The organism is Xanthobacter agilis, from assembly GCF_021730435.1.
Lineage (GTDB): Bacteria > Pseudomonadota > Alphaproteobacteria > Rhizobiales > Xanthobacteraceae > Xanthobacter > Xanthobacter agilis.
In genome coordinates this window covers 120,608-145,354 of sequence record NZ_JABWGX010000001.1, presented here as the reverse complement: position 1 = coordinate 145,354, position 24,747 = coordinate 120,608, and the positions used below count along the sequence as shown (strand labels likewise).

The 24,747-nt window shown below is 67.4% G+C and carries 22 protein-coding genes; 17 read left to right on the top strand and 5 right to left on the bottom strand.

Going from position 1 to position 24,747, the window contains the following annotated elements; all coding sequences use genetic code 11:
- The first annotated feature begins 40 nt into the window (after positions 1-40).
- Together HUW53_RS00710 and HUW53_RS00705 are read left to right on the top strand one after the other, a co-directional pair.
- Positions 41-565, top strand: coding sequence for a DUF721 domain-containing protein (locus HUW53_RS00710; protein ID WP_237343818.1), 525 nt, complete (start codon positions 41-43; stop codon positions 563-565).
- Between the two features lie 118 nt (positions 566-683).
- Positions 684-1,343: a DsbA family protein gene (locus HUW53_RS00705; protein WP_237343817.1), complete on the top strand. Its 660-nt coding sequence runs from the start codon at positions 684-686 to the stop codon at positions 1,341-1,343.
- A gap of 96 nt (positions 1,344-1,439) precedes the next feature.
- On the opposite strand, the gene HUW53_RS00700 is transcribed toward HUW53_RS00705, so the two are convergent.
- On the bottom strand, positions 1,440-1,874 hold the full coding sequence (locus tag HUW53_RS00700; RefSeq protein WP_237343816.1) for a tautomerase family protein: 435 nt from the start codon (positions 1,872-1,874) through the stop codon (positions 1,440-1,442).
- A 104-nt stretch (positions 1,875-1,978) separates the two neighbouring features.
- Here HUW53_RS00700 and HUW53_RS00695 point away from each other — a divergent pair, with 104 nt between their 5' ends.
- The 3 genes from HUW53_RS00695 (at position 1,979) to HUW53_RS00685 (ending at position 4,838) form a co-directional block, all read left to right on the top strand.
- Positions 1,979-2,854, top strand: a complete 876-nt coding sequence (locus tag HUW53_RS00695; RefSeq protein ID WP_237343815.1) for a LysR substrate-binding domain-containing protein — start codon at positions 1,979-1,981, stop codon at positions 2,852-2,854.
- Positions 2,855-2,944: 90 nt separating this feature from the next.
- Positions 2,945-3,439 (top strand): DUF6790 family protein, encoded by a 495-nt coding sequence (locus HUW53_RS00690; protein WP_237343814.1) that lies wholly within the window; start codon positions 2,945-2,947, stop codon positions 3,437-3,439.
- Between the two features lie 43 nt (positions 3,440-3,482).
- Positions 3,483-4,838 carry an ABC1 kinase family protein gene (locus HUW53_RS00685; protein ID WP_237343813.1) on the top strand — a complete coding sequence of 452 codons (1,356 nt, stop codon included), beginning with the start codon at positions 3,483-3,485 and terminating at the stop codon, positions 4,836-4,838.
- Between the two features lie 12 nt (positions 4,839-4,850).
- On the opposite strand, the gene HUW53_RS00680 is transcribed toward HUW53_RS00685, so the two are convergent.
- Positions 4,851-5,564, bottom strand: coding sequence for a sulfate transporter family protein (locus HUW53_RS00680; protein ID WP_237343812.1), 714 nt, complete (start codon positions 5,562-5,564; stop codon positions 4,851-4,853).
- Positions 5,565-6,009: 445 nt separating this feature from the next.
- Between HUW53_RS00680 and HUW53_RS00675 the strand changes: the two genes are divergently transcribed.
- The 3 genes from HUW53_RS00675 (at position 6,010) to HUW53_RS00665 (ending at position 11,123) form a co-directional block, all read left to right on the top strand.
- Positions 6,010-6,681, top strand: coding sequence for a TetR/AcrR family transcriptional regulator (locus HUW53_RS00675; protein WP_237343811.1), 672 nt, complete (start codon positions 6,010-6,012; stop codon positions 6,679-6,681).
- Between the two features lie 102 nt (positions 6,682-6,783).
- Positions 6,784-7,998, top strand: coding sequence for an efflux RND transporter periplasmic adaptor subunit (locus tag HUW53_RS00670; RefSeq protein ID WP_237343810.1), 1,215 nt, complete (start codon positions 6,784-6,786; stop codon positions 7,996-7,998).
- A complete protein-coding gene (locus HUW53_RS00665; RefSeq protein WP_237343809.1) occupies positions 7,998-11,123 on the top strand; it encodes an efflux RND transporter permease subunit in 3,126 nt (1,041 codons plus the stop codon). The genes HUW53_RS00670 and HUW53_RS00665 overlap by 1 nt, the downstream gene beginning before the upstream one ends.
- Before the next feature lie 70 nt (positions 11,124-11,193).
- Here the strand turns inward: HUW53_RS00665 and HUW53_RS00660 are convergent, their stop codons facing one another.
- On the bottom strand, positions 11,194-11,859 hold the full coding sequence (locus tag HUW53_RS00660) for a TetR/AcrR family transcriptional regulator (protein ID WP_237343808.1): 666 nt from the start codon (positions 11,857-11,859) through the stop codon (positions 11,194-11,196).
- 269 nt (positions 11,860-12,128) lie between these two features.
- Between HUW53_RS00660 and HUW53_RS00655 the strand changes: the two genes are divergently transcribed.
- From HUW53_RS00655 to cynS, 8 genes are all read left to right on the top strand, one after another.
- A complete protein-coding gene (locus tag HUW53_RS00655; RefSeq protein ID WP_237343807.1) occupies positions 12,129-12,701 on the top strand; it encodes an OsmC family protein in 573 nt (190 codons plus the stop codon).
- Positions 12,702-12,799: 98 nt separating this feature from the next.
- Positions 12,800-13,921, top strand: coding sequence for an acyl-CoA dehydrogenase family protein (locus tag HUW53_RS00650; RefSeq protein WP_237343806.1), 1,122 nt, complete (start codon positions 12,800-12,802; stop codon positions 13,919-13,921).
- Positions 13,922-14,044: 123 nt separating this feature from the next.
- The gene (locus tag HUW53_RS00645; RefSeq protein ID WP_237343805.1) at positions 14,045-14,902 is read left to right on the top strand and encodes a sulfurtransferase; all 858 of its coding nucleotides are present in this window, start codon (positions 14,045-14,047) and stop codon (positions 14,900-14,902) included.
- Positions 14,903-15,128: 226 nt separating this feature from the next.
- Positions 15,129-16,313, top strand: coding sequence for an NAD(P)/FAD-dependent oxidoreductase (locus HUW53_RS00640; RefSeq protein WP_237343804.1), 1,185 nt, complete (start codon positions 15,129-15,131; stop codon positions 16,311-16,313).
- A gap of 81 nt (positions 16,314-16,394) precedes the next feature.
- Entirely contained in the window at positions 16,395-17,762 is a 1,368-nt protein-coding gene (locus HUW53_RS00635) for a CmpA/NrtA family ABC transporter substrate-binding protein (RefSeq protein ID WP_237343803.1), read from the top strand.
- Positions 17,763-17,766: 4 nt separating this feature from the next.
- A complete protein-coding gene (gene ntrB / locus HUW53_RS00630; RefSeq protein WP_237343802.1) occupies positions 17,767-18,606 on the top strand; it encodes a nitrate ABC transporter permease in 840 nt (279 codons plus the stop codon).
- A gap of 5 nt (positions 18,607-18,611) precedes the next feature.
- Complete coding sequence (locus HUW53_RS00625) at positions 18,612-19,532, top strand: ABC transporter ATP-binding protein (RefSeq protein ID WP_237343801.1); 921 nt, start codon at positions 18,612-18,614, stop codon at positions 19,530-19,532.
- Between the two features lie 44 nt (positions 19,533-19,576).
- Positions 19,577-20,059 carry a cyanase gene (cynS, locus tag HUW53_RS00620; protein ID WP_237343800.1) on the top strand — a complete coding sequence of 161 codons (483 nt, stop codon included), beginning with the start codon at positions 19,577-19,579 and terminating at the stop codon, positions 20,057-20,059.
- Between the two features lie 92 nt (positions 20,060-20,151).
- On the opposite strand, the gene HUW53_RS00615 is transcribed toward cynS, so the two are convergent.
- The gene (locus HUW53_RS00615; RefSeq protein WP_237343799.1) at positions 20,152-21,546 is read right to left on the bottom strand and encodes a class II 3-deoxy-7-phosphoheptulonate synthase; all 1,395 of its coding nucleotides are present in this window, start codon (positions 21,544-21,546) and stop codon (positions 20,152-20,154) included.
- Between the two features lie 360 nt (positions 21,547-21,906).
- Here HUW53_RS00615 and HUW53_RS00610 point away from each other — a divergent pair, with 360 nt between their 5' ends.
- Positions 21,907-23,142, top strand: a complete 1,236-nt coding sequence (locus HUW53_RS00610; RefSeq protein WP_237343798.1) for a multidrug effflux MFS transporter — start codon at positions 21,907-21,909, stop codon at positions 23,140-23,142.
- Positions 23,143-23,197: 55 nt separating this feature from the next.
- On the opposite strand, the gene gor is transcribed toward HUW53_RS00610, so the two are convergent.
- Positions 23,198-24,574 carry a glutathione-disulfide reductase gene (gene gor, locus HUW53_RS00605; protein ID WP_237343797.1) on the bottom strand — a complete coding sequence of 459 codons (1,377 nt, stop codon included), beginning with the start codon at positions 24,572-24,574 and terminating at the stop codon, positions 23,198-23,200.
- Positions 24,575-24,747: the final 173 nt, after the last annotated feature.

The window sequence follows — 24,747 nt, the reverse complement described above, 5'->3', positions numbered from 1 at the left end:
TCCCCCTAGCGATACGTCAAAGCGATCCGAACCCAGCACCATGAAAAGCCCCGCCTCGCGCGCCTTCCGCCCCCGCAGTGCCCGCCCGCTCGCCGATTTCGTGGCGCCGAGCATCGCCGACGTGTGCGGCAAGGCCGGCTTCTCGGTGGTGGAGGTGGTGACCCACTGGGACGAGATCGTGGGGCCGGACCTCGCCCCCCGCTCCCTGCCCATGAAGCTGCAATGGGCCCGCGGCAGCGAGACCGAGCCCGCGACCCTCGTGGTGCGAGTGGAGGGGGCCTATGCCATCGAGATGCAATATGCCGCGCCGGTGGTGATCGAGCGCATCAACGTCTATTTCGGCTGGCGCTGCGTCGGCCGAATCACCCTGCGCCAAGGTCCGGTTCCCTCGCGCCACGCCCGCGCCGTGCCGCCGCCGCCGCCGGACCCCGCGACCGTCACCACCGTGCGGCGCGAGCTGGCGCAGGAGATCGGCGCCTTCGACAACGAGGCTCTGGCCGCCGCCCTCGCCCGGCTCGGCGCCCTGGTGCGGCGGGAGCGGCGCGGGCTGAAGCGCGGCTCTTGACCCAACTGTGATCGGATGGGCATTTGCGACCCCATGCCGGACATGCTAGCGCGCTGCACATTGGCGCCTGGACGCCCTTTTGCGACCTCCCGCTTTCGGCTTCCCCATGGAGACGACCATGACTTTCGACCGCCGCCGCGTGCTCGCCGGAGCCGGCGTTGCCGCCGTTCTCGCCGGCTTCGGCCTGCCCCTTTCGACCCACGACGCGCGCGCCCAGTCGGCGGATGTGGCGAAGGTGATGGCGCCGGCCGCCAGCCCCCTGCCGCAGAAGGTGATCGGCAGCGCCGATGCCCCGGTGACGGTGGTGGAATACGCCTCGCTGACGTGCAGCCATTGCGCTGATTTCCACACCAAGGATTTGCCGGAGCTGAAGGCGAAATATATCGACACTGGCAAGGTGCGCTTCATCTTCCGCGAATTCCCGTTCGATCCGGTGGCCACCGCGGCCTTCATGCTGGCGCGCTGCGCGCCGGAGGATAAGTATTTCCCCATGGTCTCGACCCTGTTCGAGACCCAGAAGAGCTGGGCCTACAGCAAGGATCCCGCAGCCGGCCTGCTGGCCGTGGTGCGCCAGACCGGCATGAGCCAGGCCGAGTTCGAAAAGTGCCTGAGCGACCAGGGTCTCGCCCAGAAGGTGCAGGAAAGCGCCCGCTACGCCAATGCCGAGCTGGGCGTGAACGCCACCCCCACCTTCTTCGTCAACGGCAAGAAGCTCTCGGGCGCCCTCGACATCGCCACCTGGGACAAGGAACTGGCGCCGCTGCTCGCCGGCAAATGAGCGAACGCGCGCCCCGGCACACCACACCTGATGCGGTCGCCTAAGTAAGGGACGGCCCGGCGCCTCGGCTCCGGGCCGTCCCTGGTTTTAGGCGCATCAGGCGGCGCGTCCGGCCTCCACCGGGCCGCGCGTCCCATACCGCCGCTCCACATACCGCCGCTCCTGGGTCCGCCCGCCATAGCCGTAGGCGTCGGCCTTCACCTCGCGCACCAGGATGTAGCTCTCCGGATCGAGGTTCGGCAGCAGCTCGGCCATGGCGGCGAACACGGCGTCCAGATAGGCCGCCTTCTCGTCCTTGGTGTTGGTGCCATCCACCACCACGATGTCGAGCGAGAAGGATGCCGCCCCCTTCGCCGCCAGCGACACCCCGCCCGTGAACCAGCGCGACGCCGGGACGAAGGCGATGCACACCGCCGTCACCGCAGGATCCTTGCGCAGGATGCGGGCCGTAAGATCGCCCAGGGCAGCCGCCACCGCGGCCGCCAAGGCATCGTCCGGCTCTCCGGACAGGGTTACGTTCAACAGGGGCATGGATCCGTTTCCTTTGGTCTTGATCGATACGGCTCACCCTAGCGGCACGCAATTCATGAAAAAAATTGAATTTAAAAATCCAAGGAATTTGATATCCTCATAGGATGATCAGGAATTTCGATCTCGACCTGCTGCGCAGCTTCGTGGCGGTGGCGGACCTTGGCTCCATTTCCGCGGCGGCGCGGCGGGTGGGGCGCAGCCAGTCGGCCGTCAGCCTGCAGATGGACCGGCTCGCCGAAATGCTTGGCTTCCCGGTGCTGGAGCGCAAGGGCCGGGGCGTGGTGCCCACCCCGCGCGGCGGCGCCTTCCTCGATGATGCCCGCCGCCTGCTCGACCTCAACGACCAGGTGCTGAACCAGCATCTGCACGGCAGCTTCGCCCAGCCGCTGCGTCTCGGCTTCGTGCAGGATGTGGGCGAAGGGGTGATGCAGCGCATCCTGGTCCGGGTCGCGGCTTCGTTTCCCCAGGCGCCGATCACGGTGCGGGTGTGCTCCACCCTGGCCATGCTGGAGAAGGTGATGGTGGAAGAGCTCGACCTTGCGGTGGGCTTCCGCCACGAGACCGAACTGCCGGCCACCGTGCTGTTGCGCGAGCCGCTGGTGTGGATCGCCTCGCGCCACCTCCGGCTCGACCGCGAGGCGCCGGTGCCGCTGGTGCTGTTTGAAAATCCCTGCATCTGCCGCAGCGCCGCCATCGCCGCGCTCAGCGCTGCCGGCCGCGGCTTCCGCGTCGCCTTCACCAGCCCGAGCCTGCCGGGACTGATGGCGGCGGTGGGAGCGGGGCTCGGCGTCACCGTGCGCTCGCCCCGCTCGCTGCGGCACGACCTCGCGGTGGTGAACGACCTCGGCACCACCGCCCTGCCCGACATGGAATTCGTGCTCTACGGACGGTCCGGCGCCCGCACCGAGGCACTCACGAAGGTGGAGGAGATCCTGTGCGAGGAGATCCGCCGCGAGCATCCGCTCTACGCGGTGGCGTGAGCGGGGCTCTGGCGGTGGCGTGAGCGGGGCTCTGGCGGTGCGGCGCGGGATCTGTCACCGTGCGGCGCACCTACGGGGGAGGCTTCCATCATGGTGTTCTGGGTTCCCATCATTGCCTGGATCGCGGCGCTGGTGTGCGCCGGCCTCGCAGTCGCCCGCGCGCCGTCGCCCCGTGGCGTGCGCCTGGCCGCGGACCGTCTGCTGCGCTACATCAATCTGTTCCCGGTGGGGCTCATCGGGCTTTGGGCGGCGCTCGGCCACATCGCGTTTCCCGAGGAATCGGCGCGCGCCATCGGCTGGGCCGCGAGCCCGTTCCAATTTGAGGTCGGAGTGGCGAACCTCGGCATCGGCCTTGCGGGCATCATCGCCGCCATCTGGCCCAATTGGGGCTTTCGGGCGGCAATCGCCGTCATGACCACCGGCTTCCTGGGCGGCGCGGCCATCGGCCACCTCGTGCAGATCGCCGAAACGGGCAATCTGGCGGCCGGAAACGCCGGACCCATTCTCTACACCGACGTGCTGACTCCCCTGTCCCTCCTGCTGCTGCTCGCCCTGACCTTCCGGTCGGCGCCGGCGCGGGGATAAGCGGCACGCGACCGCAAGGCGCGTCCGAACATGGCTGGCGAACATGGCTGACGACGAAAGAAACCGGTTTTCGGCCCGTGCCGCGCGCTATGCGAAAGTGGGCGCCAATATGGGCGGGGTGGCCGCGCGGATCGCCGGCAACCGGCTTCTGGGCCGGGGCGACCGCGCCGGCGACAATGCGGCCGCCCTCGCCGCCGCCCTTGGCGGGCTCAAGGGTCCCCTGATGAAGGTGGCGCAGTTGATGGCCACCGTTCCCGATCTGCTGCCGCCGGAATACGCCGCCGAGCTCCGCCGCCTGCAATCGGACGCACCGCCCATGGGCTGGTCGTTCGTGAAGCGCCGCATGAACGCGGAGCTGGGGCGGGACTGGGAAAAGCGCTTCGCCCGCTTCGAGCACCAGCCCTCCGCCGCCGCCTCCCTCGGCCAGGTGCACAAGGCGGTGACGCCGGACGGAGAAACCGTCGCCTGCAAGCTGCAATACCCCGACATGCAGGCGGCCGTGGAAGCCGACCTCAACCAGCTTCAGATCCTGTTTTCCCTTCATCGCCGGATGGATTCGACCATCGATACCCGCGAGATCGCCCACGAGATCGGCGAACGGGTGCGGGAGGAGCTGGACTATAAGCGCGAGGCCCGCCACGCCGCCCTCTACGCCTTGATGCTGAAGGATGAAACCCGTGTGCGCGTGCCCTCCGTGCGCGAAGACCTCTCCACCAGCCGCCTGCTGACCCTCCACTGGCTGGAAGGCGAGAAGATCCTCACCTTCACCCGCCATCCGCAGGCCGAGCGCAACCTTCTGGCGGACGCGCTGTTCACGGCCTGGTGGCAGCCGTTCAGCCGGTTCGGCGTCATCCACGGCGATCCGCACCTGGGCAATTACACCGTCTTTCTCGACGACGCGGGTCGTCCGGCCGGCATCAACCTGTTGGATTATGGCTGCGTCCGCATCTTCCCGCCGCTGTTCGTGGCGGGGGTGGTGGACCTTTATCGCGGCCTTCTGGAGGGCGACGGGGCGCGGGTGGTGCACGCCTATGAAACCTGGGGGTTCAAGGGCCTCAACAAGGATCTCATCGACGCCCTGAACATCTGGGCCCGCTTCATCTACGGCCCGCTGATGGATGACCGGGTGCGCACCATCGCCGACGGCGTGGCGCCGGGCCAATATGGCCGCAAGGAAGCCTTCAAGGTGCACACCGAGCTGAAGCGCCTTGGCCCGGTGACGGTGCCGCGCGAATTCGTGTTCATGGACCGGGCGGCGGTGGGACTCGGCGCGGTTTTTCTGCACCTTCGGGCGCAGCTCAATTTCCACCGCCTGTTCGAGGCCGCCGTCGGCGATTTCGACGCCGGCCGCGTCGCCGTGCGCCAGATGGCGGCCCTCGCCGCCACCGGCCTGCACTGATCCAGGCTTCGTTCAGAGCGCCTTGCCTTCGATCACGCAGCCGCCATCCGGCGCCCGCCGCACCGGCAGCGGCGCCAGACGGCGATGCAGATGCACCATGAAAGCGGTGCCGAACACCGGCACGATGAGGTTCAGCACCGGCACCAGCAGGATCGGCGTCAACAGGAGCCCGGCCAGGAACACCTTGGTGGCGTTGGCCTGCCGGAGCGCGCGCGCCTCCTCCGGCGTGCGATAGCGCATGGCCGCAAGCTCGAAATATTCCCGGCTGATGAGATAGGCATTGGCGACGAAAAAGATCACCACATTGACCCCCGGCACCAGCAGCAGCAGCAATGCGCCGAGGTTCACCGCCAGCACGACGCCGAAGAAGCGCAGCGAATACAGGAGGGACCGCAGCACCGGCTGCGCTGTCCCGCGCGGATCGGCGGGGTAGCTGTCGGCCTCCACCTTTTCCGCCACCTCGTCCAGGAACAGGCCCGCCACCAGCGACGACACCGCCGGCACCAGATAGAACACGCCGAACACGAGGCCGAGTCCCGCCACCACCGCCAGCGTGGTTTCGACCCAGGGGTAGGACGGCACGTTCAGCACATGGGTCAGCGCCGCCTCAAGCGCGATGGCCAGCACCGCCAGAAGCCCGAGGGCAAGGCCGATGGAGCGCAGCAGCACGCCCCGCAACAGGGGCGAAAAGGTCTGGCGCAGGGCTTCAAGGGCGGCGGCGAGCATCGGGCGACGGGCTCCAGTGACGGGCGACAGGTAGGGCGTCCCACCGGCCGGCTCAAGGGGCCGCGCGCAAAGCTCCGGCAAGCGGCGTCCACAAAGCCCCTTTCCAGGAAGCGCCCATGTGCAGCCGCGCCGCCCCCCTTGGGGCATGTGCGGCCGGTCCGGCCTATGCTATGCTGCTCTGCACACTGGCGCGACGGCGCTCTGTGCCCGAGACCAGCATATATCCGGCCCTGACGCCCAGCACATGATCTGGATGCTGGCCGCGCTTCGTCTCTTGACGCCCCCACCCCGCGAGACACACCGGGCGCCCTACACTGCGAACGAACGTTCGCTCTTGCCGAAGGGACGCGCGGAGGCTACAATGTGAGTTAGAACGAACATTCGTTCACAGGCAGATCCGCCACCTCTTCAGCGCTGGGACGCGCCGGCAAGGTCCATACCGACAATGACCGCTCGACCTTCCGCGCCGCAGAGCGACGACCAGCCCCCGGCCGCGCCGGAGACGGCCTTCCCCACCCCGCCGCCCCGTGCGGACCGGCGCAAGGAGCAGCGCCAGCGCATCCTAGCGGCGGCCATGGCCTGTTTCGCCCGTGACGGCTTCCATGGCACCTCCATGCAGCAGATCTGCGCCGAGGCGGGCATGAGCCCGGGTGCTCTCTACCGCTACTTTCGCTCCAAGGAAGAGCTGATCGCCGCCATCGTCGCCGACGAACGCAGCGAGCGACAGCATCTGCTGGATGCGGTGACCGAGGCCCCCTGCCTGCTCGACGCCCTCACCGATTGTCTCAGGCTGATTCTGGAAGAACCCACCCTGCCGACGGTGCAGCTCGGGCCCGAAATCATGGCCGAAGCCATTCGCAACACCCACCTGCGCGATGCCATCGAGCCCTGCGAGGAAGAAACCCGCGTCCAGTTGCGCGCCGCCCTGGTCAGCGCCGCGGCCCGGGGCGAGATCGATCCCGCGCTCGACATCGAAGACGTGATGATCATGCTGCAGGTCCTGGCCGACGGGCTCATCCTGCACCATCAATTGCACCCCACCTGGGGGCTGCCCCAGCGCATGACCGCCTTCAACACCTTGATGCGCCGCATGCTGGCGCCCGCTCCGGCGCGCTGAACCATGCCCGCTCTCCCGTTCCCCCCTGCTGCCCTCCATCCCGCGGATGCCGCCCCGCCGCGGCCGGTTGCCGCCCGCTGTCCGAAAGAGGTTCACCCCGCCATGTCCGCCTTCGTCCGCCGCGTCCGCGCCCTCGCGCTTGCCACCTGCCTCCTGGGGTCGGCGTCGAGCGCGCTCCGGGTCGACCCCGCCGCGGCCGAGACCGCGCCACCAGCGGCCAGCCCGGCGGCGTTGACGGTCTCGGTGCTGCGGCCGCGCCGCGAGACCCTGCCGGAAACCCTGCTCGTCACCGGCTCCCTGATGCCGCGTGAGGAAATCGAGGTGGGCCCGGAAGTGGAGGGCCTGCGGCTCGAAGACATTTTGGTGGAAGCCGGCGACCAGGTGGAAAAGAACCAGATCCTGGCGCGCCTCTCCCGCGAGGTGCTGGACACCCAGCTTGCCCAGAACACCGCGAGCGCCGCCAAGGCCAAGGCGGCGGTCGCCCAGCAGCGCGCCGCCCTCGACCAGGCGACCGCCCAGCAGACCGAGGCCGCCTCGTCCGTGGACCGCGCCCGCAAGCTGCGCGTGACCGGCACCGTGTCCCAGGAGACCCTGGACGAGCGCGAGCGCGCGGTGAAGGTGGCCACCGCCCAGGTGTCGGCGGCCGAGGAAAGCCTGATCGCGGCCGAGGCGGAATCGGTGCTGGTGAAGGCCCAGCGCGACGAGATTGAAGTGAAGCTGCGGCGCACCGATATCCGCGCGCCGGAAGCCGGCATCATCCTCTCCCGCGACGCCAAGGTCGGCGCCATCGCCCTGTCGGCGCGGAATGAGCCGTTGTTCCGCATCGCCGAGAATGGATCCATCGACCTCGACGCCGAGGTGCCGGAGGGTGCCATGCCGCGCATGAAGGCCGGCCTGACCGCCCAGGTGACCCCCGCCGGCTTCGACGCCCCCGTCGATGGCACGGTGCGGCTGGTCTCGGCGGAGGTGGACAAGGCCTCCCGCCTCGGCCGCGTCAAGATCGCTCTGGCCGCCGACCCGCGCCTCAAGCCCGGCGCCTATGCCCGCGCCCTCGTCACGCTCGGCGCCCGCGCGGGGCTGGTGGTGCCCCAGTCGGCGGTGATGTTCGATGACGAAGGCGCCTATGTGCTGGTGGTGCGCGACGGCACGGTGGCGGTGCGCCGCGTCACGCCCGCATTGAAGAGCCGGGGCAGCGTGCTGGTGTCCCAGGGATTGACGGGCGACGACATGGTGGTGGCGCGGGCCGGCGGGTTCCTGCGCGAAGGCGACCGGGTCAATCCGGTCGAGGCCCAATTCTCCGTGGGCGAGGCGCGCTGATGGCCCTCAACGTCTCCGCCTGGGCCATCCGCAAGCCGGTTCCCACCCTCGTCCTGTTCGTCATCCTCACCATCCTGGGCTTGGTGCATTTCGGCACCCTGCCGGTGACGCAGATGCCGAACATCGACGTGCCCATCGTCATGGTCACCATCACCCAGACCGGGGCCGCGCCCAGCGAGCTGGAAACCCAGGTGACCAAGAAGGTCGAGAATTCCATCGCCGGGGTCTCGGGGGTGAAGCACATCACCTCCTCCATCTCGGAAGGCACCAGCATCACGACGGTGGAATTTTACCTGGAAACCAACGTGGACCGCGCGGTGAACGACACCCGCGACGCCGTCACCAAGATCCGCGCCGAGCTGCCGCGCTCCATCGACGAGCCGCTGATCCAGCGGGTGGACATCGAGGGCCTGCCCATCGTCACATATGCGGTCTCGTCCCCGTCCATGACGGCGGAGGAAATGTCCTGGTTCGTGGACGACACCGTCGCCCGCGCCCTGCAAGGCGTGCGGGGCGTGGCCCAGGTGCAGCGCGAGGGCGGGCTTGACCGCGAGATCCGCATCGCGCTCGATCCCGACCGGCTGATGTCGCTCGGCATCACCGCCGCCGACGTGAGCCGCCAGCTCCGGGCCACCAATCTCGACGTCTCCGGCGGCCGCGGCGAGGTCGGCACCCAGGAACAGTCCATCCGCACGTTGGCCGGCGCCGGCACCGTGGACGACCTTGCCGACACACGCATCGCGCTCTCGAATGGCCGCTATGTGCGGCTCAAGGACCTGGGGACCGTCACCGACGGGGCGGCCGAGCCGCGGGTGTTCGCCCGGCTCGACGGCAAGAATGTGGTGGCGTTCGGCGTCTACCGCGCCAAGGGCTTTTCGGACGTGACCGTCTACGACCGGGTCCACGAGGCCCTCGACGCGCTGCGCGCCCAGCATCCGGACGTGACCATCACCGAGATCGACACCACGGTGCGCTACACCAAGTCGGACTACCAGTCCGCCATGCACACCCTGATCGAAGGCGCCATCCTGGCGGTGATCGTGGTGTTCATCTTCCTGCGCGACTGGCGGGCGACCATCATCACCACCCTCGCCATCCCGCTGTCCATCCTGCCGACCTTCTGGATCATGGACATGCTGGGCTTCTCGCTCAACGCCGTGAGCCTGCTCGCCATCACCCTCGTCACCGGCATCCTGGTGGACGACGCCATCGTCGAGATCGAAAACATCGTGCGCCACATGCGGCAGGGCAAATCCCCCTACCGCGCGGCGATCGAGGCCGCGGACGAGATCGGCCTCGCAGTGGTGGCGACCACCCTCACCATCGTGGCGGTGTTCGCGCCGGTGTCGTTCATGGGCGGCATCGCCGGACAGTATTTCAAGCAATTCGGCTTGACGGTGGCGATCGCGGTCCTGTTCTCGCTGGCGGTGGCGCGGCTCGTCACGCCGCTGCTTGCCGCTTATTTCCTACGCGACACCGGCCACCGCCACACCCGTGACGGGCGCGTCATGGCGATCTACATGCGGCTGCTCAACTGGTCGCTCCGGCATCGCTTTGTCACCATCGCCATGGGGCTCGGCATCTTCGTCGGCACCATTTTCCTCTCGACCCTTCTGCCGTCCGGCTTCCTGCCCACCAGCGACATCTCCCGCTCCATGCTCTCCATCGAGCTGCCGCCCGGCACCACCCTCGCGGAAACGCGCAGCGTGTCGGACCGCATCACCCGCCTGCTGCTGGAGCGGCCGGAAGTGGCCAATGTCTATGCCACCGCCGGTTCTGGCGGTTCAGGCGGGCTCGCCATGTCGGCGGGCGAGGTGCGAAAGGCGCAGATCGTCATCAATCTGAAGCCCCGCGCCGAGCGCGACGTGGACCAGAAAACCTTCGAGAGCGCCCTCAACGCACCGCTGTCCGCCCTTCCCGACATGCGCTTCACTTGGAGCTCCAACGGTCAGGCGGCCCAGCGCGGCTTCCAGATGGTGCTTTCGGGCAATGACGGCGAGGCCGTGGAAAAGGCGGCCCTCGCCCTCGAAAAGGAGATGCGCCACGACGCGCCGATCCTGACCAACGTGGTGTCTTCCGCCGCCCTCGACCGGCCGGAGATCCGCATCGTGCCGAAGCTGGACGAAGCGGCGGAATTGGGCGTGTCGGTGGACACCATCGCGGAGACGGTGCGCATCGCCACCATCGGCGACATTTCCGCCAACCTCGCCAAATTCTCCGCCAAGGATCGGCAGATCGACATCCGCGTGCAGCTCGACGAGAAGGCGCGCACCGCCCTGTCCACTTTCGACGCGCTGAAAGTGCCCACCGCCACCGGCGGCGCCGTGCCGCTTTCGGCGGTGGCGGACATCCGCTTCGGCAAGGGCCCGACCGCGCTCGACCGCTACGACCGCGCCCGCCGCATCGCGGTGGAAGCAGATCTCGTGGGCGACGCGCCGCTCGGCACCGCCGTGGACACGGTGAAGGCGCTGCCCACCGCCCGCAGCCTGCCGCCCGGCGTGACCTTGAAGGAAGCGGGCGATGCCGAGATCATGGGCGAGGTGTTCTCCGGCTTCGCCATGGCCATGGGGGCGGGGCTGGTGCTGGTGCTGGCGGTGCTGGTGCTGCTGTTCCACGACGTGCTTCAGCCCATCACCATCCTCGTCTCGCTGCCCCTGTCGGTGGGCGGCGCGTTCATCGCACTGCTCATCACCGGCAATTCCATCTCCATGCCGGTGGTGATCGGCTTCCTGATGCTCATGGGCATCGTGACCAAGAACGCGATCCTGCTGGTGGATTTCGCCATCGAGGCCACCAAGCAGGGCGCCGACCGCTTCACCGCGCTGATGGAAGCGGGCCACAAGCGGGCGCAACCCATCGTCATGACCACCATCGCCATGGCGGCGGGCATGCTGCCGTCCGCAATGGCCCTGGGCGAAGGCGGCGACTTCCGCGCGCCCATGGCGATCGCGGTGATCGGCGGGCTTATCACCTCGACCGTGCTATCGCTGGTGTTCGTGCCGGCGGTGTTCACGGTGATGGACGACCTGAGCCACCTGCTCGGACGCCTGTTTGGCCGCTTCGTGGGCAAAAGGGACGAACCCGGCGGCCACCACGCCCCAGGCCCGGTGCATCCCGCGGAATAGAGGCTTCCCTTCGGCGGGCTGGCACCGCATCGGCGCGGCCAGCCCTCACCCATGCCGGGTGGAAGCAGGATCAGGCCGCTTCCGCGCACAGATTGCGCAGCAGCATGTCAGCGCTCTGGCCCGCCAGCAAGGCCACGTTGGAATCCTTGGTGATCATGGCGGCCACGATGGCACCGTCGATCAGCAGGCCGAGCTGGTGGGCGAGGCCGTGGGCATCCCGCGCGCCGGCCTGTCCCGCAAGGTCAATCAGGGTGTCGAGCACCACCTTCTTATGATGAAGGGCGATCTGGCGCATGCGGTCGTCGCGCTTGTCGGTTTCGGCGACCGCATTGATGAAGGGGCAGCCGAAGAAGGCGTCGTCATTGAACCACTCGCGCAGCACCGGGAACACGCGACGCAGCCGCGCCACGGGAGTTGCCTCCCCTTTAAGCAGCTCGCCTATGAACCAGTCACGCCACGCCGCGCCCTCCTTCTCCAGCACCGCCTCCACCAGCCGCTCCTTGGAGCCGAAGGTTTTATAAAGGGTTGCCTTGGCGGTCGCGGCCTCCGCCACCACCGCATCCACGCCCACGGCGGTGATGCCGTATTGGCAGAAGAGGCGGGTGGCGGCGGCGATGATGCGGTCGCGGGCCTTGGGCTCCGCGCCGTCCGCGCCCTCCGCGAAGGCCCGGCCATGGGGGTTCCGCGGCGGGCAGACCGTGGGCTCGACAAGGGTGCCGGAAGAGGTTTTGGTCACGCGCGCCATCTTCGCCTTCGCTTTATCCTGAAGCAGGTCCTGCACGGGGTCTGACCATTGTGCCGCATTTGCGGGCAAAAAGACAGACCTGTCTGACTACTCCTAGCAGAGATCATGCCGAAACTCAGCCGGCGAATCCCGGCGGGAATGTAGGCCACATGAGGCCTTGAGGCGATTCCTCGAAAACACGACGGGCATTCCTCCCACTTGGCACATCCCCTGCATGAGACAGAACGGTCTGTCTGTTTAGGCGCACCAAGGAGATTGAGATGTCTGCATCCGCCCCCAACACCGTGCTCACTGGCTGCCTGGCGCCGGAAGCCGCCACGGGTTGCCTCGCCCCCATCAACAAGGACGGTCTCGACAAGCTGATCGAAGTCGGCAAGGCCAACCCCAACGTCATCAAGACCCTCAAGTGCAAGACGGTGGCGGAAGGCCGCTTCCGCCATGCCAACTACATCCGCTCCCTGCCCCCCTACATCGTGGACGAGCCTCCGGGACTTTTGGGTGACGATACCGCCCCCAACCCGTCCGAGGCGTCCCTCGCCGCACTGGGCTCCTGCATCGCGGTGGGCCTGCACGCCAACGCCATTCATCGCGGCTGGACCGTGCGCAAGCTGGAACTGCACCTGGAAGGCGACCTCAACATCACCGCCGTGTGGGGCACCGGCGACGTGAGCGAGAAGCCGGTCGGCTTCACCGACGTGCGCATCAAGGTGGAGATGGAGTGCGACGGCGTCTCCAAGGATGAAATCGACGCCCTCATCGCCCATGTGAAGAAGTGGTCGCCGGTGGCCAACACTTTCACCCGTCCGGTGAACCTGGAGGTTGGCCTCGGCTGAGCCGACCGGCCGCCCAGCAGCTGAGCCCCGACAGCTGACGACGATCGACGCGCCCGGCAGGGGCCGGGCGCGCACCTTCACCGCCTTCGAGGACCGACATGCTCGCCGCCACACCGACCACGGCCGAAGCCGTTTCCGCCGCATCCCCGCTGCCGCCCGAGGCGGCGCTCACCGAGATCGCCAAGATCGCGTCCGGCGACCTGGCCGCCTGGGCCCGTCCCATCGACGAGGGCACCTATCCCACCGCGCTGCTGCATCGGCTTGCCGATGCCGGCGCCTTCCGCCTGCATCTGAACGCGGGCAACACGCTCGGCGACGCCATCGAGGGCATGTCGCTCGTGTCCGAGCAGTGCGTGTCCACCGGCTTCATGGCGTGGTGTCAGAACACGCTGGTGTGGTACCTGATTAATTCCGAGAATACCGCCGCCCGCGACACATATCTCGCCGCCGCCGCTGAAGGCCGCATCCTCGGCGGCACCGCCCTCTCGAACCCCATGAAGTCCTTCTACGACATCGAGACGTTGAAGCTGAAGGGCAAGCGGGTCGAGGGCGGATACACGGTCAAGGGCATCCTGCCCTGGGTGTCGAACCTGGGCGCCGACCATTTCTTCGGCGGCATCTTCGCCGTGGAGGGCCGCGACACCCCGGTGATGGCCCTGTTCGACTGCGCCGCGCCCGCCATCACCCTGAAACCGTGCGAGCGCTTCCTGTCCATGGACGGCACCGGCACCTACGGCGTGCAGGTGCGCGACCTGTTCGTGCCCGACGAGATGGTGCTCGCCGACAACGCCATGTCGTTCGTGAAGAAGATGCGCGGCGGCTTCATCATGCTGCAGGCCGGCATGGCGGTGGGCCTCATCCGCGACTGCATCGCGCTGATGCGCGAGGTGGAAGGCCCGCTCGGCCACGTCAACCGCTTCCTGGAGGTCCAGCCCGACCAGATGGCACAGACGCTCGCCGCCATCGAGCAGGAAGTGGCCGCGCTTGCCGCCACCCCCTTCGACACCTCCGATGCCTATTGGCGGCGGGTGGTATCGGCGCGGCTTCTGGCCGGCGAGGTGAGCGTGCAGGCCGCCCATAACGCCATGCTCCATTGCGGCGCGCGCGGCTATGTGGCCGCCCACCGCTGCCAGCGCCGCCTGCGCGAGGCCTATTTCGTGGCCATCGTCACCCCCGCCACCAAGCAGCTCCGGCTGATGCTGGACCAGATGCCGGCCTGACGCCGGCATCCCCAGGCTTTCCAAGACACAAGAGGGCGAACGCCCGCTCCAGACAAGAAGATGGCAAAGCCATCCCACCTTCCGGTTCGTCTCGGTTCATCTTGCTTTCGAGAGGGGATTACCATGAGCGAAGTCTTGATTACGCCGTCCGAGCTGTCCAGCTTCATGTCATCGGAGCCCACGGTGGTCATCGACACCCGTGACGCGGCGAGCTATGCGGCCGGCCACATTCCCGGCGCGGTGAACCTCAACGAGGTCTTCACCTATCTCGCCACCTCGACCCCGCAGGGCTATGCGGAGCTCAGGCAGAAGTTCGCCGACGCCTTTGGCAAGGCTGGCCTCTCCGGAGCCGAGACCGCCGTCATCTACGAGCAGTCCATGGCCTCCGGCTTCGGCCAGTCGTGCCGTGGCTATTTCCTGCTGACCTTCCTGGGCTATCCCAAGATCAAGGTTCTGCACGGCGGCTTCGCGGCCTGGACTGCTGCGGGCCTGCCCGTGACCACCGAGGTGCCGAGCCCGGCGCCGGCCGCTTTCCCCGTGGACGAGACGGCCGGCGAGGTGGTCATCGACGCCGCCGCCATGCTCGCCGCCGTTGCCGACCCCGCGGTGGCCAAGCTCGACGTGCGCGACGTGGACGAATGGATCGGCGAAAGCTCCTCGCCTTATGGCAAGGACTTCTGCCCGCGCAAGGGCCGCATCCCCGGCGCGGTCTGGATCGAGTGGTATCGCATGATGAAGCCCACCGGCGACGGCCCGCGCTTCAAGTCCGCGCCCGAAATCCTGGCCGAATGCGCCACCGTGGGCATTTCGCCCGAAACCCCGGTCTATCTCTACTGCTTCAAGGGCGCACGGGCGTCCAATACGTTCCTCGCGCTCAAGGAAGCGGGCGTGAAGGACGTGAAGATGTACTTCGGCTCGTGGAACGAATGGTCCCGCGACCCGGCCCTGCCCATTGAGGACGGGCACCCCGCCGCCCGCTAGAGCATGTTCAGGCGACGTCGATTCCGGCTCAAAAATACGTGAATACAATAACTTAGATCGATTGACGTGAGCTATTGCGAACGGAAAACGCTCTGAGAACCGGCGCCGACGATGCCGGCACTGCCGCGCCCTTGCCCCCTCGGGCGCGGCAGTGCAGCGTCGCCGCCGCTGCGCGATGCCGCAACACGCGGCGCGGCACCGCCACCACTGATCCAGGAGACATCCCATGAGCGCGCCCCTTGTCATCGTCGGAGCCGGCCAGGCCGCGGCCCAGGCCATTGCCTCCCTGCGCACGGAAGGCTTTTCCGGCGACATTGTGCTCCTTGGCGACGAACCTTACCTGCCCTATCAGCGCCCGCCCCTTTCGAAGGCCTATCTCGGCGATGAGCTGAGCGAGGACCGCCTGGAGCTGAAGGCCCCGAAATTCTACACCGACAGCGCCGTCGCGCTGCGGCTCGGCACCCGCGTGGCGCGCCTCGACCTCGCCGGAAAGGCGGTCGAGCTGGAGGACGGCACCCGCCAGCCCTACGCTACGCTGCTGCTCGCCACCGGCACCCGCGCCCGCGACCTGCCGGTGCCGGGCGCGACGCTGTCCGGCGTCCATTCCATCCGCTCCATCGATGACGTGAAGCGCTTCCGCGCCGAAACCCGGCCCGGCGCGCGCCTCGTCATCATCGGCGGCGGCTATATCGGCCTTGAGGTCGCCGCCAAGGCGAACAAGCTGGGGCTCGATGTGACCCTGGTGGAAGGCCAGCCGCGCCTACTCGCCCGCGTCGCCTGCGCCACCATTTCCGCCTTCGCCCGCGACCTGCAGGAGGGGCACGGGGTTTCCATCCTCACCGGCATGGGCGTGGCGCGGCTGACGGGCAGCGACCGGGTGACCGGCGTGGAGCTCACCGACGGCCGGCACCTGCCGGCGGACATCGTCCTTTCCGCCGTGGGCGCCCTGCCCAATGCCGAGCTGGCGGCCGAAGCGGGCCTCGCCCTCGACAACGGCATCAAGGTGGATGCCCAGGCGCGCGCCAGCGCTCCGGATGTGTATGCGATCGGCGACGTCGCCTCCTTCCCGAGCACGCTTTATGGGCGGAGGGTGCGCCTGGAATCCGTGCAGAATGCCATCGATCAGGCGAAAGCGGCGGCCAAGGCCATCACCGGCAGCGCCGTGACCTATGATCCGGTGCCCTGGTTCTGGTCCGATCAATATGATGTGAAGCTCCAGATCGCCGGCCTGCTCGACGGCTTCACCCGGACCGAATGCGAGGGCGATGTTGCCGCCGGACGCTTCTGCGTGCGGTATTTCGATCGCGACCGCCTGATCGCCGTCTGCTCCATCAACGATCCCAAGAGCCACATGCTGGCGCGCCGCGCGCTGGCCGCGCCCGCGCCCCAGGCGACGCCTTCCCCGGTCTAAGCGACCCAACGTCACCCGCTGGCACGCCAATTGCGGAGCGTGCCCCGCATTTCCCGTTCCAGCCCGCAAGGAGATCCGTCGATGTCGATGTTCTCGAACCCGTTCTCAACCAAGTCGAGGCTGTCCGGGCGGTGCGCCTGCGGCCAGCATGACAGCGCGGACGCCCATCTGGCGGCCGAACGGGCGGGGAGCCTCGACGACGAAACCCGCTACAGGGAGGTGGTGGCCTCCGGCCTCATGCGCGCCCTGTTTCCCCAGGACATCAAGCGCCGCGCCTTCCTGAAGGCGGTGGGCGCCTCCACCGCCGCCGCCGCCCTCGCCACCTTCTTCCCGCTGGACACCGCCACCGAAGCCTTCGCCGACACCGGCAAGCCGGAGAAGACCGACCTGAAGGTGGGCTTCATCCCGATCACCTGCGCCACGCCCATCATCATGGCGCACCCCATGGGCTTCTATAAGAAGCATGGCCTCAATGTGGACGTGGTGAAGACCGCGGGCTGGGCGGTCATCCGCGACAAGACCATCAACAAGGAATACGACGCCGCCCACATGCTGGCGCCCATGCCGCTCGCTATCTCGCAGGGGCTGGGCTCGAACCCCATTCCGTTCGTCACCGCCGCGATCGAAAACGTCAACGGCCAGTCCTTCACGCTCGGCATCAAGCACAAGGACAAGATGGATGTGAAGTCTTGGAAGGGCTTGAAGTTCGCCATTCCCTATGACTTCTCCATGCACAACTACCTGCTGCGCTACCTTTTGGCGGAAAACGGGATCGATCCGGACACCGACGTACAGCTTCGCGTGGTGCCGCCGCCGGAGATGGTGGCGAACCTGCGCGCCGAGAACATCGACGGCTTCCTGGCCCCGGACAATGTCGCCCAGCGGGCGGTCTATGACGGGGTGGGCTTCATCCACTCCCTGTCGAAGTCCATGTGGGACGGGCACCCCTGCTGCGCGTTCGCGGCCAGCCGCGAATTCATGACCACCATGCCGAATACTTACGCGGCTCTGCTGCGGGCCATCGTGGACGCCACCGGCTATGCCTCCAAAGCCGAGAACCGCAAGGCCATCGCCGAAGCCATCGCCCCGGCCGCCTATCTCAACGCGCCGCCGATCGTTCTGGAACAGGTGCTGGTGGGCAAGTATGCGAACGGCCTCGGCCAGATCAAGGATGATCCGGACCGCATCGACTTCAATCCCTTCCCGTGGGATTCCTTCGCGGTGTGGATGCTCACCCAGATGAAGCGCTGGGGTCAGGTCAAGGGCGAAGTGGACTATGCCAGCATCGCCGACCAGGTCTTCCTCGCCACCGACGCTGCCAAGGTGATGAAGGAAATGGGTCTTACCCCGCCCACCACCACGATGAAGTCGTTCTCGGTCATGGGCAAGGTGTTCGATCCCGCCAAGCCCACCGAATATCTCAACTCTTTCGCCATCAAGCGGAGCTGACGCGATGAAGAGCCTCGGCGTGCGCGCCGGCATCCTGTCGGTGGTGCTGTTTCTTGCCTTCTGCCTCGCCTGGCAGATCGCCGTCACCCCGAGCACGAGCTCGGGGCCGGCCCTCGATCCGGAATATGCGAAGCTCATGGGCATCACCACGGTCGGGGCGCAGTCCGCCATGCCGGGGCCGCTCGATGTGGCGCAGAAGTTCTGGGACGCCATGAAGAACCCGTTCTACGACAACGGGCCCAACGACAAGGGGCTGGGGCTCCAGCTCCTTTATTCCATCGGCCGGGTCGCCATCGGCTATGGGCTCGCGGTGCTGGTGGCGGTGCCGGTCGGCTTTCTCATCGGCATGTCGCCTCTGGCCTATCGGGCGCTCGACCCGTTCATCCAGGTGCTGAAGCCGATCTCGCCCTTGGCGTGGATGCCGCTCGCCCTTTACACCATCAAGGATTCCAATCTCTCGGCCATCTTCGTCATCTTCATCTGCTCGGTGTGGCCCATGCTGCTGAACACGGCATTCGGCGTCGGGGCGGTGCGCAAGGAGTGGCTGAACGTGGCGCTCACTCTGGAAGTGGGGGCCTGGCGGCGGGCGTTCACCGTGATCCTGCCGGCGGCGGCGCCCACCATCCTCACCGGAATGCGCATCTCCATCGGCATCGCCTGGCTTGTCATCGTGGCGGCGGAGATGCTCGTGGGTGGCACCGGCATCGGCTACTTCGTGTGGAACGAGTGGAACAACCTGTCCATCGCCAATGTCATCGTGGGCATCCTGCTCATCGGCATCGCGGGCATGATCCTCGATCTGATCCTGGCGCGCCTCCAGCGGCGCGTGACCTTTCCGGAGTGAGCGCCATGGCCGAGATCGACAGCAAATTCATTTCCATCGAGGGCATCGCGCGGCGCTATCCCAAGCGCGAGGGCGGGGTCACCACCATCTTCGAGAACCTCTGGCTTCAGGTGCCGCGCGGCGAATTCGTGTGCATCATCGGCCACTCGGGATGCGGCAAGACCTCGGTGCTCAACATCCTGGCGGGGCTCGAAACGCCATCCGACGGCGCGGTGATCGTGGACGGGCAGGCCATTTCCGGCCCCAGCCTCGACCGCGCGGTGATCTTCCAGGGCCATGCGCTGCTGCCATGGAGGACCGTGCTCGGCAATGTCGCCTATGCGGTCTCCTCCCGCTGGCGCAAGGCGGGCAAGGCGGAGGTGGACGAGCGCTCGCGCCGCTTCATCGAGCTGGTGGGCCTCAAGGGCAGCGAGCTGAAGAAGCCGGCGGAACTGTCCGGCGGCATGCGCCAGCGGGTCGGCATCGCCCGCGCGCTCTCCATCGAGCCCAAGATCCTGCTCATGGATGAACCGTTCTCCGCCCTCGACGCCCTCACCCGCGGCACGCTGCAGGACGAGGTGCGGCGCATCTGCACCGCCACCGGCCAAACCGTGGTGATGATTACCCATGATGTGGACGAGGCCATCTACCTCGCCGACAAGATCGTGCTCATGACCAATGGTCCGGAGGCCATGGTGGCCGAGGTGGTGGCCAATCCGCTGCCCAAGGACCGCGTCCGCGACAGCATCCATCGCCACGAAGACTATTATGTGGTGCGCAACCACCTGGTGGACTTCCTGGTGAGCCGCAGCCGCACCTTCCGCGATGAGAAGCCCGCCGGCTACGACCCCCGCCGGCCACCGATCGTGAAGCTCGGATCCGCCGCCCAGGCGGCGGAGATGGCCAACACCATCCCCTTTCCCGCCACCGCCAGCGCCCGCGACTGACGGCCCCGGCGAACCCACCCCCGATTGAAATGTGGAGATGAAACATGAAGCGTGAACAGCTCACCGAGAAGATCCTCGACATCAAGCGCGAAAAGGGCTGGAGCTGGAAGTATATCTGCGAGGAAATCGGCGGCATGTCCCCGATCCTCGTCACCGGCGCCCTGCTTGGCCAGATGAAGCTGGTGAAGCCCCTGGCGAAGAAGGCCGCGACCCTGTTCGGCCTCTCCGAGCTGGAAGAGAAGATGCTGAACGAGGTGCCCATGCGCGGCACAACCATGCCGCCCACCGACCCGCTCATCTATCGCTTCTACGAGCTGATCCTGGTGAATGGCCCCGCCATCAAGGCCCTGATCGAGGACGAGTTCGGCGACGGCATCATGTCGGCCATCGATTTCAACATGGATATCGCCCGCGAAGCCAACGAGAAGGGCGATCGCGTGGCCATCTCCATGTCGGGCAAGTTCCTGCCCTACAAATATTATGGCGCAGAGCAGGGCATTCCGCAGCTCGGCTACAAGGAAGACTGAGGCCGGCAAGCCACAACTGCCGGCGCACACGAAAAAAGGCGCCGCCGATCCCGGCGGCGCCTTCTATTTGAGAGCAGGGCCAGACGGGCGGATCACTCCGCCGCCGCCACCGCGACCCGGCCGCGGGCGAGGCGGTCGCGCTTCAGCAGCTCGGCCACCAGGAACGCGGTCTCGATGGCCTGCTCGGCATTGAGGCGCGGATCGCAATAGGTGTGGTAGCGATCGCGCAGATCCTCGTCCGAGATGGCGCGGGCGCCGCCGGTGCACTCGGTCACATCCTTGCCGGTCATCTCCAGATGCACGCCGCCGGCATAGGTGCCCTCGGCCGCGTGCACGTCGAAGAAGGCGCGGATTTCCGCCTGCACCCGCTCGAACGGACGGGTCTTGTAGCCGGAGGCCGCCTTGATGGTGTTGCCGTGCATGGGATCGCACGACCACACCACCGTGCGGCCTTCCTTCTCCACCGCCCGCACCAGGGCCGGCAGGTGATCGCCCACCTTGTCCGCGCCGAAGCGACAGATGAGGCTAATGCGGCCCGGCTCATTGTCGGGCTGGAGAATGTCGAGCAGGCGAATGAGGCCGTCCGGCGTCAGCGAGGGACCGCACTTGATGCCGATCGGGTTATGGATGCCGCGGAAATACTCCACGTGCGCATGATCCGCCTGACGGGTACGGTCGCCGATCCACAGCATGTGGCCGGAGGTGGCGTACCAATCGCCGGAGGTGGAATCCACGCGGGTGAGCGCCTGTTCGTAGCCCAGCAGGAGCGCCTCGTGGCTCGTGAAGAAATCCGTCGAGCTCAGTTCGGGGTGGCTCTTGGGATCGATCCCGCAGGCGCGCATGAATTCCAGCGCCTCGGTGATGCGGTTCGCCAGTTCCTGATACCGGGAGGACTGGGGCGAATCCTTCACGAACCCCAGCATCCAAGCATGTGCGTTGGCGAGGTTCGCATAGCCGCCGTTGGCGAAGGCGCGCAGCAGGTTCAGCGTCGCCGCCGCCTGCCGGTAGGCTTCGATCTGGCGGCGTGGATCCGGCACGCGCGCGGCTTCCGTGAAGGCGAGATCGTTGACGATATCGCCCCGGTAGCTGGGCAGCGTCACGCCATCGACCGTCTCGGTGTCAGCCGAGCGGGGCTTGGCGAACTGGCCGGCGATGCGGCCCACCTTCACCACCGGCAAGGCGCCGGCGAAGGTGAGCACCACCGCCATCTGCAGGAACACCCGGAAGAAATCGCGGATATTGTCGGCCGAATGCTCCTCGAAGCTCTCGGCGCAATCGCCGCCCTGGAGCAGGAACGCCTCGCCCCTGGCGACGCGGGCCAGCTCCGCCTTCAGCTTGCGGGCCTCGCCCGCGAACACGAGGGGCGGGTAGGAGGCAAGCTTCGCCTCCACCTCGGAGAGCAGCGCCTTGTCCGGATAATCGGGCATCTGGACGCCGGGATAAAATCGCCAGCTGTCCGGACGCCAGCCTTCGGCGCGGCGAGACATCTCGGCGCCAGGGACAGGTGCGGAATGCGGGCGGGTCACCATTTGACTCTCCATGAAGTTCGCCGGCTCGGGGCTGTTCCCCACCGGACCCGGACTGGCGTTCCTCTTGTGTTCGCCTAGCCGGGAAGCGGGCTTATACATGAACACGGTGTCATCCGAAAGGCGACGGTGTCGGTGGAACGCCATGTGGCGATGCTGCACCGCAATCGCAAGATCATGCTGCAAATGCGAAGAGGCTCTTCTCCTGCCTTCTCTTCGCCGGCACGTTCCCTTATGAGTGCGCTCCGCGTGGCGCCGCCTCACGGTTGCCGCGCCTCCCTCGCGTGTCTGTTGCGGGACACCTCACCGCTCGAGTGCGTCATGTCCCACCCCACCGGTTCCGCTGCGAAATCCGCTCCCGGCTTCTACGAATTCGTGGCCTTGGTGGCCCTGATGATGGGCATCACCGCCTTTTCCATCGACAATCTGCTGCCCGCCTTCGGCTTCATCCGCGAGCATTTCGCGCTCGGCAATCCGAACGACGTGCAGCTCGCCGTCTACGCCTACCTGATCGGCATCGGCGCGGCGCAGATCGTGTACGGGCCCTGGTCGGACGTGGTGGGCCGGCGCCCGGTGCTGATGGTGGGGATCGCCATCTACATCGCCGCCGGCGTGCTGGCGCTCGTCACCGATTCCTTCAATACCCTCATCGTGGCGCGGGTGATTCAGGGGGCGGGGGCCGGCGCGGCGCGGGTGCTGGCGGTGGCCATCGTGCGTGACCGGTTCGAGGGGCGCGAGATGGCGCGCATCATGTCGCTCACCATGATGGTGTTCCTGGCGGTACCGATCCTGGCGCCGGCGGCCGGCAGCCTCATCCTCGTCTTCGGCTCGTGGCGGCTGATCTTCGTGGCCATGGTGGCGCTGGCGCTGGTGCTGGCGCTGTGGTTCGGGCTCAGAATGCCGGAAACGCTGCATCCCGAATATCGCATGGCATTCTCGCCGCGCGCCATTTTCGCGGGTATGAAGCTCACCGTCACCACGCGCCGCGCCGTGGGCTACGCCACCGCCATGGGCCTCATGATGGGCTGCCTCATGGCCTATGTGGGCTCCGCCTCGCAGGTGTTCCAAACCGACGTGTACCAGTTGGGATCCCTGTTCCCGGTGCTGTTCGCCGGCGTGGCGGGTTCGATGGCGGTCGCCTCCTTCCTCAATGCCAGCCTGGTGCGGCGCATGGGCATGCGACGGCTGTCCCATGGCGGGCTGCTCGGCTTCCTTGCGGTGTCGGTCGGCCTGGTGGCGGCGGCGGTGGCCTTCGGCGGCAAGCCGCCGTTCTGGATGTTCTGCACCCTCATCGCGCTCGGCCAGTTCCTGTTCGCACTCACGGTGCCGAACTTCAATTCCATGGCCATGGAGCCCCTGGGATCGGTGGCGGGCACCGCCTCGTCCTTCATCGGCTGCTATACGACGCTGACGGCGGCGGTACTGGGCCTTTTCGCCGGCCGCGCCTTCGATGGCACGGTTCTGCCGCTCAGCCTCACCTATCTGGTGTTGTGCGTGCTGGCGCTGGTGGCCACCCTCTGGGCCGAGCATTGGCGGCTGTTCGGCCACCAGGCCTGAGGGCGGCGCTTCAAGCCGGATCGGCGGCCCCGGCCTGAACACCGGGGCCGCGCGCTCACGACGCCTTGGTGCGCAGCGTCACCAGTTCCTCGGCGGCGGTGGGATGCACCGCGATTGTGCGGTCGAAATCCGCCTTGGTCGCGCCCATGCCCACGGCAATGCCGGCGAGCTGGATCATCTCCCCCGCCCCCTCGCCGACGATGTGGACGCCCAGCACGCGATTGGTCTGCCCATCCACCACCAGCTTCATGAAGCAACGGGTGTCGCGCCCGGACACCGTGGCCTTCAGCGGCCGGAAGGTGGTCTTGTAGATGTCGAGGGGGCCACCGGCGGCCCGCGCGACCTCCTCCGACAGGCCCACGGTGCCGATCTCCGGCTCGCAGAAGACCGCCGTGGGGACCAGGGAATGGTCCACGGTCCAGGGCTTGTCGCCGAACACCGTGTCGGCGAAAGCATGGCCCTCGCGGATGGCGACCGGGGTGAGGTTCACCCGGTTGGTGGCATCACCCACCGCATAGATGGACGGCACCGAGGACCGCGACTGCGCGTCCACCACCACTGCGCCCACCTTGTCCAGCGCCACGCCGGCGGCCTCCAGGCCCATGTTGCGGGTGGCGGGAATGCGGCCGACGGCGAGCATCACCTCGTCCGCCTCCATGCTGGTGCCATCGGTGAGGGTCACCTTTTTTCCACCCTCCACCGCCTCAATGGCGGAGAGCGACTGGCCGGGCATCAGGCGCAGGCCGGCGGTGGTGAACTCCTGCGTCATGTGGGTGCGCACCTCTTCGTCGAAGCCGCGCAGCACCGCGTGGCCGCGATAGACCAGCGTCACTTCCGCCCCCAGCGCCCGGAACAGGCTGGCGAACTCGACACCGATATAGCCGGCACCCTGGATCACGATGCGGTTGGGGAAGCGCGGCAGGTTGAACACCTCGTTGGAGGTGATGGCGAGCTCGGCGCCGGGAATCGCCGGCCCCAGCGCCGGCTGACCGCCGGTGGCGACCAGGATGTAACGCGCCTTCACCTCTTCCCCGGTGGCGATGATGCGCACGGTGTTGGCGTCCACCACCACGGCGCGGGAGGCCACCAGCTCCACCCCGGAGGTTTGGGCGTTGCGGGTGTAGGCCGCCTCCAGGCGGGCGATTTCCTTGTCCTTGTTGGCCACCAGGGTCAGCCAATCGAATTCCACGTCTTCCACCCGCCAGCCGAAGCCGGCCATGTCCGCGAGGTCGTGGGCATAGCGGCCGGCATAGACGAACAGCTTCTTGGGCACGCATCCGCGGATCACGCAGGTGCCGCCCACGCGGTATTCCTCGGCCATGATGACCTTGGCGCCATGCTGGGCGGCGATCCGCGCCGCGCGCACGCCGCCAGAGCCGCCCCCGATGACGAACAGATCCACTTCCCTCTGCGACTGCGACGCCTGCGACATGGGGCTCCACCTTTTGGCCGCACCGTAAGGCGCCCAGACAAGTCTGCCCTGCTGCCCCGCGTCAAGCTGGCACGGTGCCGCGAGGGGCAGATCACACCGCCGGGGCGCCTGACCAATCTCCCTGGCCACCCCTGGCCACCCCTGGCCGGCGCCGGAGGCTTCGGCCCTTGCCT